General features: G+C 44.9%; 12 protein-coding genes. 8 read left to right on the forward strand and 4 right to left on the reverse strand.

Annotated elements, in window-relative coordinates:
* Window positions 1-10: 10 nt before the first annotated feature.
* The 3 genes from B5F18_RS09685 to B5F18_RS09695 form a co-directional block, all read right to left on the reverse strand.
* The gene (locus B5F18_RS09685) at window positions 11-277 is read right to left on the reverse strand and encodes a hypothetical protein (protein WP_087157463.1); all 267 of its coding nucleotides are present in this window, start codon (window positions 275-277) and stop codon (window positions 11-13) included.
* Window positions 278-372: 95 nt separating this feature from the next.
* Window positions 373-840, reverse strand: a complete 468-nt coding sequence (locus B5F18_RS09690) for an HAD domain-containing protein (RefSeq protein ID WP_087157464.1) — start codon at window positions 838-840, stop codon at window positions 373-375.
* Between the two features lie 4 nt (window positions 841-844).
* Window positions 845-1,873 (reverse strand): helix-turn-helix transcriptional regulator, encoded by a 1,029-nt coding sequence (locus tag B5F18_RS09695; protein WP_087157465.1) that lies wholly within the window; start codon window positions 1,871-1,873, stop codon window positions 845-847.
* Window positions 1,874-2,076: 203 nt separating this feature from the next.
* On the opposite strand from B5F18_RS09695, the gene B5F18_RS09700 reads away from it, so the two are divergent.
* The 6 genes from B5F18_RS09700 (at window position 2,077) to B5F18_RS09725 (ending at window position 8,358) form a co-directional block, all read left to right on the forward strand.
* Window positions 2,077-3,018 carry an ABC transporter substrate-binding protein gene (locus tag B5F18_RS09700; protein WP_087157466.1) on the forward strand — a complete coding sequence of 314 codons (942 nt, stop codon included), beginning with the start codon at window positions 2,077-2,079 and terminating at the stop codon, window positions 3,016-3,018.
* A gap of 3 nt (window positions 3,019-3,021) precedes the next feature.
* Complete coding sequence (locus B5F18_RS09705; protein ID WP_087157467.1) at window positions 3,022-4,005, forward strand: FecCD family ABC transporter permease; 984 nt, start codon at window positions 3,022-3,024, stop codon at window positions 4,003-4,005.
* Between the two features lies 1 nt (window position 4,006).
* Window positions 4,007-5,014 carry a FecCD family ABC transporter permease gene (locus B5F18_RS09710; protein ID WP_087157468.1) on the forward strand — a complete coding sequence of 336 codons (1,008 nt, stop codon included), beginning with the start codon at window positions 4,007-4,009 and terminating at the stop codon, window positions 5,012-5,014.
* 8 nt (window positions 5,015-5,022) lie between these two features.
* Window positions 5,023-5,808, forward strand: coding sequence for an ABC transporter ATP-binding protein (locus B5F18_RS09715; RefSeq protein WP_087157469.1), 786 nt, complete (start codon window positions 5,023-5,025; stop codon window positions 5,806-5,808).
* 190 nt (window positions 5,809-5,998) lie between these two features.
* On the forward strand, window positions 5,999-7,231 hold the full coding sequence (locus tag B5F18_RS09720; protein WP_087157470.1) for a 5-bromo-4-chloroindolyl phosphate hydrolysis family protein: 1,233 nt from the start codon (window positions 5,999-6,001) through the stop codon (window positions 7,229-7,231).
* Complete coding sequence (locus B5F18_RS09725) at window positions 7,228-8,358, forward strand: toxic anion resistance protein (protein ID WP_087157471.1); 1,131 nt, start codon at window positions 7,228-7,230, stop codon at window positions 8,356-8,358. The genes B5F18_RS09720 and B5F18_RS09725 overlap by 4 nt, the downstream gene beginning before the upstream one ends.
* 47 nt (window positions 8,359-8,405) lie before the next feature.
* Here the strand turns inward: B5F18_RS09725 and B5F18_RS09730 are convergent, their stop codons facing one another.
* Window positions 8,406-9,872, reverse strand: a complete 1,467-nt coding sequence (locus B5F18_RS09730) for an aminoacyl-histidine dipeptidase (protein WP_087157472.1) — start codon at window positions 9,870-9,872, stop codon at window positions 8,406-8,408.
* A 364-nt stretch (window positions 9,873-10,236) separates the two neighbouring features.
* On the opposite strand from B5F18_RS09730, the gene B5F18_RS09735 reads away from it, so the two are divergent.
* Both B5F18_RS09735 and licT read left to right on the forward strand, forming a co-directional pair.
* Window positions 10,237-11,310 (forward strand): hypothetical protein, encoded by a 1,074-nt coding sequence (locus tag B5F18_RS09735; protein ID WP_242955838.1) that lies wholly within the window; start codon window positions 10,237-10,239, stop codon window positions 11,308-11,310.
* A 264-nt stretch (window positions 11,311-11,574) separates the two neighbouring features.
* Window positions 11,575-12,408, forward strand: a complete 834-nt coding sequence (licT, locus tag B5F18_RS09740) for a BglG family transcription antiterminator LicT (RefSeq protein WP_087157473.1) — start codon at window positions 11,575-11,577, stop codon at window positions 12,406-12,408.
* The last annotated feature ends 20 nt before the right edge of the window (window positions 12,409-12,428 follow it).

A 12,428-nucleotide genomic window follows, 5' to 3' on the forward strand; every position in this document is an offset into this window, starting at 1 on the left:
AACACTGTTTTTAAGACCGTCCACTTTGTTTGAGAATATGCATTGCTTTGTCATAATCTGTTTTTTTGACATAGATGATGTATTCATGCCCCAGTGACAGGTTTTCTCCGAAAGTGCCTGTAATACGCGATCCGGCATCCATAGGAGAAGGACTTTTTCTGTTTACAATATGTACATGATAGTCCACATTGTTCTGTGAGAGGATATCCCGCACGTTTGCCTGTTCTTCCATCTGGTATGTGCTCAAAAGTTGTTTGCGGTTAAATAATGTGATCATAAAAGACACCTCCTTAAAAACAGTTGGTTTAAAGTTATGTGTATTTTACCATATAATGGTAAAATAGGAAAGAAAAATTGTGGAAATAGCACAAATCAGGAGGCTAACATCCGTACTGCCCGCAAGGCATCCCGGATGCGCAGTCCGTGCCAAAAAGAAGTCTGTACCAGATGCCCTTTGTACGGCTCCATATCACAATTGTCATCTAAAATGACGAAAGACTCAATGGGTTCTCCTTCCCAGCCATATAGCCAGGCACGGATTTCATGGCCGCGGCAGCCGCTTTCTGATACAGGGGTTTTGGAGAGAAAGGAGAGCCCGTATTCTTTGAATTTTTCTTCCAGCCGGTTAAATATCAATACTTCCTCGTTTTCCAGTCCCTTGTCTCTGTCAAACCAGCCGAGGCGCCAGGTGGAGGAAAGTACAAGGCGGGCATTTGTCCTGCCCACGATCCATTTCAGAAGACGCAGTTTTTTATCATTCACAAAATAAATCGTGTCAATGCGTTCGCGGCATCCGTTAAAATTCAGCACACCGTCAATGTCCAAAAATATGATCTTCATACGATCATGTCTCCTTTCCGCTCCGCTTTTTCTCGCGCATCCGGTATTTTAATGGCGTACAGTGGTAAGTGTTCTGGAACCGTCTGGCAAAGTTAGATGCATATGTGTATCCCACTTCTTTGGCAATTTCCTGTACAGATTTTTCCGTAGTGCAAAGCAAAGTGGCGGCAGTGCTCATCCGCAGGGAAGAGATGTATTCTCCGATCGTCATATGGAAATAATAAGGGAAACCGGCCTTTAGTTTTTGCGGGCTGATAAGAAAATCCCGGCTGAGCGCGTCGATCGTGGGAGGTTCCTTGTAGCATTTGGAAAGATAGTCGTGGATTTTCTGAATTATTCGAAAATCGTCGCTGGAGAACCGGATGTAGCGGTCATTTCCGATGGCAACTCCGCCGTAATCAATCTGTACGGAAAAAGCGTTGTTTCCATCTGCCGTTTGACACTGTGCGATTGAGCCAAGACAGTCTAAAATTGCGGATTCCAGATGAAATGGATTTAAAGAATCCGATGCATCAAACCGGATAAGCCTGTGGATGGCAGGCAGGATCCCAGCCGGAAGATGGCGGTATGTGTGATTTAAAAGAAAATATTTTTCCAGATCAAAATTTTGAAAACGTCCGGCCAGCTCTTCAAAAAAGGCTGGATAGAGCGTTAGCTCTGCACCGTGAAAGTGTTGTCCAATCTTCCAGCGCTGGATGCCCTTTACATTTGCCTCAAGGGTCAGGAAGGAGGAGGGCTCAAAGGAGGAGGCGGCAAAGGAGGGGATATCAAAGCTGGTGGTGCCGTCATACACAAGACCGATTCGAAGAAGTTTCAAGGAGGTGGAAAAACAGATGGAAAAATCTTTGTGTATGGTATAATCACCGATTCCAAAATCATATTTCCCGGGATTTTGGTACAGACGGACATATCCTTGTTCCGGTCTTTGCCTGCAATGATAGAGAGTATAGTGTTTGAAAGTTTCCGGAAGAAACTCCATTTGACATAGAAATTGTTCCCGGAATTCTTCGGGGGAGTTGGCACATGTATGCATGTTTTCACACCTTTCTGTTGACTGTTGAGTTTTACATGATTTGTTTCCTGAAAACAGTATAAAAAAGAAGAATAAATAATGCAATAGGATGATAAAATAATCATTAAAGATAATTTTCTTGCAACAGAAGTGAAGTGATGATATGCTCTTGCAGTCGGTTAGATAGACCTAACTTTTGAACCGGACAAAGGAGGATTTAAAATATGCGGACAAAGATGAAAGTATTATTCGCAATCTTGATACTTGGTACTGCTGTTCTTGCTGGCTGCAGAAACCAAGAGAATACAGGCGGAGACGCAAAAACAGAGACTATAAAAGTGACAGATGCAAAAGGGGAGGTGGAGATCCCCAAAAATCCTGAGAGGATCGTGGATTTAAGCGGAAACAGCGATATTCTTTCTGTTCTTGGTTATCAGGTTGTGGGCACGGCAAACTCGGATGCCTATGATTACACAAAATTTCCGTCTTATCTGGAGGAAACATTGAAAGGCGCAAAAATTTTGGGATACAGCATGCAGGACACAATGGATGTGGAAGGCATACTGGAGCTGGAACCGGATTTGATCCTTATTTCCAATGTTCAGGAAAAAATGTACGAGCAGTTAAAAGACGTGGCTCCGACAGTTATGATCGAGCTTGAGCAGATTGATTGGCGTGAAGATATGAGAAAAATCGGAAGAATGTTTAAAAAAGAAGACAAGGTCGATGCATGGCTGAAAGAATATCAGAAAGTGGCAGAAGAAAAAGGAGAGGAAATCCGCAGTCAATACGGGCAGGAAACCACGTATCTTCCGCTGCTTGCAAGCGGCGGACAGCTCTATGTATTTGACGCAGCCGGGATTGGCGGCGTGATGTTTGAGGATATGGGGCTGAAAAAGCCTGCGGATCTTCCAAAACAGGATAATATAAGCCTTCCGGTCATTTCCTATGAAGGATTGGCCAAGTTGGATGCAGATTACATCTTTGTGGTGGGAACCAAGGAGGATACAGAGAGCCTTTTTGACAATGCAGTGTTCAAAAGCATGAGGGCAGTGCAGGAGGGAAATGTAGTGAAAATGCCTTCGAGCCCGTACTTCAATATGGGTTACAGCTGTATCGGAAAGCAGAAGTTTGTGGAAGAGTTCTTGGACCTTATGGAGAAATAGAGAATGAAAAGAAAAGTTGCAATACTTGCGGCAGTGGGGATTCTTGTGCTGCTTGCTGGAATGATGCTTTCTGTCATGCTTGGCGCAAAGGAATTGTCCATACAGCAGGTTTTTCATGGTATCTTTGGGTTTGAGGGAAGTCTGGACGATCAGCTTGTTAGGGATGTCCGCCTTCCGAGGATGCTTTTAAGCGTTCTGGTGGGAGGAATGCTCGCCATTGGCGGGGCTTTGATGCAGGGGATTTTACGAAATCCCATTGCTGAGCCCTCAGTCCTGGGGGTGACGCAAGGAGCCACGTTGGCAGTGGCAGTCTCCTCTGTATCATCTTTGGCAGGAGGGGCTTATGGCAATTTTGTTATGGCCCTTGCAGGCGCTGCGGTAAGTGGAGGCCTGATCCTGCTTTTCTCTATGCACCGGGCATCCAATCAGAATTTTTCGAGAATCCTTTTGGCGGGCACGGCCATGAGCATGTTTTTTTTATCCATGGCATCCGTCCTTGCGCTTGTGGGCAACAGGTCCCAGGAACTGGCGTTTTGGGTGGCGGGCGGATTTCGGACAAGCAGCTGGCCTGCAGTGGCTGTTTTAAGTTTCACCGGCGCTGCGGCAATGTTAGTTTCCGTTTTGCTTGCAGGAAAGATCAACCTTCTTGCCATGGGAGATGAGATGGCGCTTGCCGTTGGGATACTGCCGGAAAAGGTAAAAAGGCAGACGATTATGATCGTGGTACCCATCTGCGCAGTCTGTGTGGCTGTGGCAGGAAACATAGGATTTGTGGGTCTTTTTGTTCCCCATATTGTTCGGAAAATCGTGGGGAATGACTACAGGGCGCTGATACCCCTGTCTTTTGTGTTTGGGGCAGCAGTGATGGTGTTTGCGGATATTGCGGCGAGAATGCTCATGGCGCCATATGAACTGCCGGTGGGACTGTTTTGCGCATTTATTGGAGTGCCTGTATTTTTAATGCTTGTGAGGAAGGAGAAAAATTAAAATGTGCAGGTCTAAAAATAAAAAAATCTTTCTTGCAGCATGTATCCTTTTGGCTGCGGCAGTGTGCTTATCTTTGACTATGGGCAGTTACCAGATGACATTGGAGGAGATTTTTGCAACCTTTTTTGGAAAGGGAAACCGGCTCTGGGAATTTACCATTTATGAGTCAAGGCTTCCAAGGATCGTGCTTGCAGTCATCGTGGCATCTGCACTTGGAATTTCCGGGTGCATTCTTCAGGCAGTCACGAGAAATCCTTTGGCAGAGCCAGGGGTCGTGGGGATCAATGCGGGGGCCGCTCTCATGGTAGTGCTCTGGATCGCGGCAGGAACAAAGGCTTACTATTCGGTTCTCCCGGTTTCGTCTGCCATGTTGATGCCGGCAGTCGCCATGTTTGGAAGTCTTTTATCTTTGGCGGTCGTCTGTGCGCTTTCCTATAAACAGGGGATAGGGGCCATTCGTTTCATTTTGTGCGGAATTGGGGTGAATGCAGCCATAAACGCTGTCATTTCTTTTTGCCAGCTGAGCATGAGCAAAGGAGATTTCAACCAGGTGCTGACATGGACAAATGGAAGTCTTTGGGGCAGCAGCTGGAATTATATCGTGCTCACAATACCGCCTGTGCTTGTACTGGGCGGTGTTGCCGTATGCAGGGCAAAGGTGCTGGACGTGCTTGCGCTTGGGGATGAACTGGCGTCTGGTGTCGGGCTTTCTGTACATAGAGAGCGGGCTTTTTTTCTGGTTTTGGCCACCTTGTTGGCAGCGTGCGCCACAGCGGTTGCCGGTAATATTGCATTTCTTGCACTTCTTGGGCCGCAGCTTGCAAAAAAGCTGGCCGGGAATCAACACAAGGTCATTCTTCCCTTGTCGGCAATGATCGCGTCCATTCTTTTGGTGGGGGCAGATGTCATTGCAAGAACACTTTTTTCGCCGATCGAGATTCCGGTTGGAATCGTGGTATCGATTGTAGGCGTGCCGTATTTTATCTATTTGATGCTGAAAGGAAAGTAGAGAGCGATATGAGTATTGAAGTAAAAAATCTATGTGCAGCGTACAATGAAAGAGTGATACTCTCTGATGTGAATCTAAAAATCCCAAAAGGCAGGATCACCATGCTCATTGGTCAGAACGGATGTGGAAAATCAACTTTATTAAAGACAATGGCGCGCATTTTGCCGGCGAAAAAAGGGGATATCTTTTTGGAAGGAAAGAACATGGCCGGCATGACCAAGAAAGCCATTGCAAGGAGATTGGCGGTCTTGCCGCAAAGTCCGGTCGTACCGGAGGGGATCCTTGTCAAAGAGTTGGTGGGATACGGGCGGTTTCCCTATCAAAAACCACTGTCCGGACTTGGGAGAGAAGATCACAAAATCATAAATTGGGCCATGGAGAAGACAGGGGTGTACGAGCTTAGAGAGCGGAAGGTGGAGGAATTGTCCGGAGGCCAAAGGCAGAGAGTGTGGCTGGCTTTGGCGCTTGCTCAAAAGACAGGGGTCCTTTTGCTTGATGAGCCCACAACGTATCTGGATATGGCGCATCAGCTGGAGATTCTGGAACTTTTAAAAAAGCTAAATCAGGAAGAAGAGGTGACGATCGTGGTAGTTATACACGAGCTGAACCATGCGGCAAAATTTGGAGATCATATCGTAGGGCTGAAAAACGGGGAGGTTTTGTTCGAGGGAACTCCGGAGGATGTCATTTGCCGGGAGAATTTAAGGAATCTTTACGAGATCGATGCTGTACTTGTAAATCAAAGAGAAAAAGGTTATCCAATCTGTATGGATTATTCGCTGATTGGTAGGTGAGGATGGCATCCTGGATGAAATGTATCAGATTATTGAAGAGATGGGCGCAGAAAAGACGATTTTTCTGTGCTCTTTTCGATTATTAGTATTAACAAGGCATCGTTTTTCCGCTATAATAGAGGAACAATAAAGTTACGGCAAAATAAGAAAATTTGCCGTTTTGGCATCATCAGAAAAAGGAGCAGTAAAAATGAGAAATGGTTGGGATTTTGAAAGATTCGGCGAGGATATCAGGAGAACTGTGCAGGGCGCGGTGGATTCCGGAGATTTTCGCAGGCTGAATCAGACAATACAGGAAACGATTGGAAAAGCTGTGAATGGTTTCGGGGATGCATACCGCCAGGCAAGGGGAAACAATGGGAGAGAAGACTATGGATATGATTACCGGCAAAAGGCTAATCCGGACTGGCAGAAGGTAGATTTGGACAAACTAAAACAACCCACGCTCTATGCAAAGACAACCGCCACAAAAGTGGTCGGGATCATTTTGGCCAGCATTGGATATGCGGCAGGAGGAGCCCTGCTTTTAGGGCTTTTGATAACAGGGGTCACAACGCTGATCATCGGAAATAACATCGGCATGCAGCTTGCGCTCAGTATTCTGTTAGTCCTTGTCCTTGGCTGTGCAGTGATGGCAGTCATTGGAACAAAGATGCTCGGGCGTGTAAAACGTTTCCGAAACTATGTACAGCAGATTGGAAATAAAGCTTACTGTAATGTCAGCGACTTTGCAAACCGGTACGGGAAAAGGGAAAAATTTGTTGTCAAAGATTTGGAGTGGATGATCGCAAAGGGCTGGTTTATACAGGGGCATCTGGATGATCAAAAAGCCTGCCTGATCACCACGAATGCGGCCTATGATGAATACAAAAGCCTGATGGCGCGGATGCGGGAAGAAAAAGAACGCTCACAGTCCGAGGCATTCCAAAAAAAGAGGCAGGAAGAAGAGCAGAAAAATAGAAGGGCAGCCGCTGATCCGAAGATACAGGAAGTCATTGATACGGGAAATCGGTATATTGCAAAATTGAAAGAGTGCAACGATGCGATTCCGGGGGAAGTTGTGTCAGAGAAGATTTCCAGGATGGAATTATTGACAAGGCGGATTTTTGAAAGAGTTGAGCAGGAGCCGGATACGGTTTCAGATATCCGAAGACTGATGGAATATTATCTGCCAACAGCAGTGAAACTTTTGGAAGCTTATGAGGAACTGGACTCTTTGCCGGTACAGGGGGAAAATATCCTTTCTTCCAAAAAGGAGATAGAAGATACACTGGATACCTTGAACTTTGCATTTGAACAGCTTCTTGACAGCCTTTTTCAGGATACGGCATGGGATGTATCTTCCGATATTTCCGTGCTGAAGACCATGCTTGCACAGGAAGGGCTGACAGGCAAAGATTTTAAGACAGGAGGAAAACGATGAGCAACGATTTGAACGATTTGGAGACAACACCGACATTGACGTTGAATCCTTTTGAGGATAGCGCGCCCAAACCTGCAGAGGTGAAAAAGGAGGAGCCGGTCATGGACGAGAGTGTTCTGTCGGAGGAAGAGAAAAGGATGGCAGAACAGTTTGCAAAACAGATCGATCTTACCAATTCATCCATGATCCTGCAGTATGGGGCCGGAACCCAGAAGAAGATGGCTGACTTTTCTGAGACAGCCCTTGAAAATGTGAGGACAAAAGATCTGGGGGAGGTGGGAACTCTTCTTGGAAACGTGGTGCAGGAGTTGAAAGATTTTGACGAGGAAGAGGAGAGGGGATTCTTTGGCATCTTTAAAAAGCAGGCAAATAAAATTCAAAATCTAAAGGCAAAATATGCCAAGGCTGAAGCAAACATCAATCAGATCTGCAAAGTCCTGGAAAATCATCAGGTCAAACTGATGAAGGATATTGCACTTCTTGACAAAATGTATGAGCTGAACCTTACTTACTTTAAAGAGCTGACCATGTACATTCTTGCGGGAAAGAAAAAGTTAAAAGAAGTGCGTGAGGGACAACTTGCAGACATGACCATGACGGCGCAGAGAAGCGCTCTTGCAGAGGATGCGCAGGCTGCCAGAGATATGGAGTCTATGTGCCAGAGATTTGAAAAGAAGATTCATGACCTGGAGCTTACAAGAATGGTGTCCATCCAGACAGCGCCGCAGATTCGCCTTGTACAGAACAACGATACAGTAATGGTGGAAAAAATACAGTCCACGATCGTGAACACGATTCCTCTTTGGAAGAGCCAGATGGTACTGGCCCTTGGCGTGGCGCATTCCACACAGGCTGCCAAAGCGCAAAGAGAGGTCACGGATATGACAAACGAGCTGCTGCGGAAGAATGCGGAGACATTAAAAATGGCGACGATTGAGACTGCGAAGGAATCCGAGCGCGGCATTGTGGATATGGAGACGCTGAAAGCGACAAACGAATCCCTCATCTCAACGTTGGATGAAGTGATGAATATCCAGCAGGAGGGAAGAAGAAAACGGCAGGAAGCAGAAGTGGAGATGCAGAAACTGGAAAATGAATTAAAGGAAAAACTTCTGCAGCTCAGATAAAAAATGGAGGCAAAATCCTTAGTAAAAAGGAAACTGCCTCCAATTCTTTATTCTGATATCACTGCCAGGTTTTGCAGTACCGCGATCATAAGTTGATAGAACCTTTCAAAGGAATCCAGTGGAAGAGATTCGTCCGGTGTATGGCAGTTGTAGATGGAAGGACCTACCGCAATGGCATCCAGCCCTGGGATTGCGTCTGAAAAAAGACCGCATTCAAGTCCTGCGTGTATGGCCTCGATCCGCAGTTCCCGGTTAAAAAGTTTTTGGTATGCTTTCTGAAATACTGTCCGGATCCGGGAATGTTCCTGGAAATCCCATCCAGGATACTCGCCGCTGCATTCAACGGTAAATCCAAATGTTCTGGCAAGGAGAAGGATACGTTCTTTGATTTCTTCCTGCAAAGAGGAGCAGGATGAGCGTGGGGAGAGAACAATATGCAAGGTGCTATCGTTCGTGCGGATCACTCCCAGATTGGAGGAAGTCACTACAAAGCCATGCTGGTTGATATTTCTCTTCTGTACACCATTGGGTGCCAGTAAAATGGCTCCAAGAAAGGCCTGCGTATCTTCTTTTGAAACTACCCGGGCTGTTTCATTTGGATGTATGGAAATCTTACAGGAAAAACCCGGTTCGAAACCTTCCAGCTCCAGAGCAATGATGTTGAGAAGAGTTTGCGCAGTGCAGGAGGCATCTTGTGCCTGTCTTTCATCCTTGTAGAGGATGGATGCCAGACATTCACGCGGGATGGCGTTGTCCTTGCTCCCTCCACATACATTTACAAGCATACCGTCTGTCTTTGTTAAAAGATTCATCAGTACCCTGGCCATCAAAAGATTTGCATTTGCACGCTCTTTTTGAATATCCATTCCGGAATGGCCGCCGAGGAGTCCGGTAAGATCAAGCACCAGAAGAGTCCCCTTTTCCTGTTTTCTTTGGATTGGGCGGATGAGTTCGATCCGCACTCCTCCGGCACAGCTGACGGTCGCAACCCCTTCTTCTTCTGAGTCCATGTTGATCATTGTTCGGGCTGTGATGAGGGATTTATCCAGCTCCTTTGCGCCGCCCAGCCCGATTTCCTCCTCAGTTGTAAAGACGCATTCAAGCGGCGGATGGGAAAGTGCGCTGTCATCCAGCAATGTGAGCATCAAAGCAATGGCGACGGCGTTATCCGCTCCAAGTGTGGTCCCGTCTGCTGTGAGAATTCCGTCCTTTTCATGGAGATGCAAGCCTTCAGATGTAAAATCGTGGTCTGTATCCGCACGTTTTTCGCAGACCATGTCCAGATGGCCCTGCAGCATGACAGGAGCAGCATTTTCTCCGCCATTGCAGCCGGCTTTTTTTATAATGATATTGTGCATGGTATCCTGGTAAACCCAAAGATTTCTTTTCTTTGCAAATGTCACGAGATAATCGCTGATGGCTTTTTCATTTTTGGAACCTCTTGGAATAGCGCTGATATCCTCAAAAAAGTGAAAAAGCTTTTCCGGTTTTCTGTCTGTGATAATGTATTCCATCGTTGTATCCACCGTCTCTTTCTTGTTCTTAAATTGTGTAATTTACCCGAAACATATTATAGCAGATTTGTTTTGGCATTTCATCAATATAAAGTGATAAAAGAATAACTTTTTAACTTGTAAAAATAAACAAGAGTCATCCAAAATAAAAAAACAACAGAAAAATTTTCCATGGAAATGAAGATTGACGGAAGGCTGTATTTCGGATATAGTTAATATTATATATTTTTAACATAAAGGAAAGGTTAGGAATGCCGGAGCACAAAAGTAAGTGGCCCTGGCAGAGATTTGTCTGCAGACAGCCGTCAAAGTCAGGCGTGTTTGACATTGCTCTGTTGTTTTGCGGGAATAAAAGGAGTATGGTATGAATAAATTTGTACAACAGAAGAAAAATTTAAACAATAATTTTGTACAACACAAGAAAAAAATGAAAACGCAGTGGAAATTTGCGATTGCGTTTGCGGTGGCCGGACTTCTTGTCATTGCCACTTTGCTCAGGCAGCAGACATTGTCTGATGCCACAGTTACAAAATTAAAAGATATTCCAAGATCAGGGCAGGCTGTGGTATCGGATTTTTATGTTTCCCAGCTGAAGGAAAAAGAAAAGGCAGCTTATGATCTGATGAAAGAGAAACTGGAGAAAAAAGAAGGAGGAGTCGTGGAGTTTCCAAAAGCCCTAAACGGAAAAGAATATACAAGGGTGGTCAATGCTCTGGAATTTGAGGGCGGAAATAATTTTTACGGACTGTACGAGATTCCCATGACCGAGGATGATGTATATGTCAAGTACATAGAAGATGATATTGTCAAACTGCAGGACCCTGTGATCACAAAAGCGATTTTGTTTTTATCAAGCGCTGAAAAGATCGATGAGCAGGGGAAATACGCGGACGACGGTACAGTCACAAATCTGGAAGAAGTGGCTAAAGGCCTTTCTGTGAATTCAGAAGATAAACTTGCCGAAATCGATGAGATCCAGAAAAAAACAGAACAAATACTGGATGAAGTCATAAAAGGACTTCCGGAAGATTACGGAGAAAAGAAAACTGTGGATTACTTTTTGGAATGGATGGATAAAAACCTGGAATTCTTTGAGACAGATGAGGATGCGGCGGACATGAGCGAGATGTTTGAAAGATTTTACAGGCCGAACCATCTGGCAGCGGTCGTGGACAAAAAGGCCAATGCGACAGGATATGCCAAAATTCTCGCAGAGCTTTGCAACCGGGCGGGCATGGAATCCCACATTGTGATAGGACAATGGAAAGGCAGCTGGCTTTCAGGGGAGAGCTATGTGTTATGTGCTGTTTCCATGAATGACCAGACGATCTACGTGGATGCAAGCGGAGCGAAGGCGGGCGTACTCGCTGACCACAAGTATTTGACAGAGAAAGAGGCAAAGAATCATATGGACTTTGTCGAATATTTTGAGTACTAGACAGAAAGGAGCTGCCAAAATACTATCTTTTTGTACAGAACCTTAAAACAATATAAAAATTCTTATGAAATAATTAAATATTGTGTATAGAAAGAGTTGACTTTGTATGTCGAATTTGCTATATTTTAAATAACTTCATTAGCAGATGGGTTGTTACTGTATGGCAGGCAAAACCAGATTTTATGAGCGGAGTTCATAAAAGCTCTGTTTATAGGGTTTGGTTTTTTTGTTTCAAGGACATATAAACAAGGCAGGAAGTGTATTATGGTTATTGAGAAAGTGATTAATAATAATATCATTTCTGCGCACGATGAAACAGGAGGAGAAGTAGTAGTAATGGGCCGGGGCATTGGGTATGCCAGAAGGCCGGGGCAGGACGTTGATGAGACCAGAGTGGAAAAAGTCTTTCACATCAAAAGCCGGACTGTCGCAGAGCAATTTAAAGAGCTGCTCGCACATATGCCTTTGGAACATGTGCAGATTTCAAATGATATTATTTCTTATGCAAAGAAGAATTTGAATTTGAAACTGAATCAAAGTATTTATGTGACGCTCACCGACCACATTAATTTTACTATTGAGCGATACAACCAGGGGATCAAACCTCAGAATGCATTACTGTGGGATATCAAGCGGTTTTACAATCAGGAGTATCAGCTCGGCAAATATGCTCTTAAGATCATGAAGGAGCGTCTGCATCTTGAACTGCCTGATGATGAAGCAGGTTTCATTGCCCTGCATATCGTAAATGCGGAATACGGTACAAAACTCGGGGATGCATTGAAGTTTCCGAATCTTTTAAAGGATATCATGAGCATTGTCTCAAAAGAGCTTGGCATTGAGCTTGATGAAGAGTCTTTGCACTATGAAAGGTTCGTGACTCATGTAAAATTTCTTGTACAGCGCATATACCGGCAGGAACTGCTGGGGAATGAGGATGAGCTGGCAGAAATGATGGAGAAAAAGTACCAGAAAGAATATAGCTGCAGTAAAAAAATTGCAGATTATATTGAAAAAGAGACAGGTACAAGGATCTCAAAAGAAGAGATCGCATATCTGGCTATACACATCAAAAGAGTAACTATAATAGAAAAATAAGAGAGGAGAGTCAGAAAAAG

Origin of the sequence: Lachnoclostridium sp. An181 (assembly GCF_002160325.1) — a bacterium.
Lineage (GTDB): Bacteria > Bacillota > Clostridia > Lachnospirales > Lachnospiraceae > An181.